Source organism: Caulobacter sp. 10L414 (assembly GCF_056395525.1).
Window position 1 is genome coordinate 1 of record NZ_JBFTJR010000167.1, and the last position, 353, is coordinate 353.

Consider the following 353-nt stretch of genomic DNA (forward strand, 5'->3'; position numbering starts at 1 on the left):
GCCCGGGTGGGCCATCACAGCGACGCCGCCGGCGTCACGGATCCAGCCGATCGCCTCGGACAGCTTCGACCAGCGGTGCGGCACGAAGCCGGGGCGGCCATCGGACAGATATTCGCTAAATACGTCGCTGATGGTCGCGCAATAGCCTTCATCCACCAGCCAACGCGCGAAATGGGTGCGCGAGATCAGGTCAGGATTGCCGACATGGCGCAGCGCGCCGGCGTAGGCATCGTGGATGCCGACCTTGGCCAGCGCTTCGCCGATATCCTGGGCGCGCCGGGCGCGGCCGTCGCGGGTTCGGGCCAGGCCGTCGATCAGGCCCGGATGGAAGGGATCGATCTGCAGGCCCACGA

The 353-nt window shown here is 68.3% G+C and carries 1 protein-coding gene; it reads right to left on the reverse strand.

Going from position 1 to position 353, the window contains the following annotated elements; translation table 11 throughout:
- A partial coding sequence (locus tag AC1DCG_RS25245) for a hypothetical protein (RefSeq protein WP_477041774.1) occupies window positions 1–353 on the reverse strand: 353 nt, incomplete at both ends.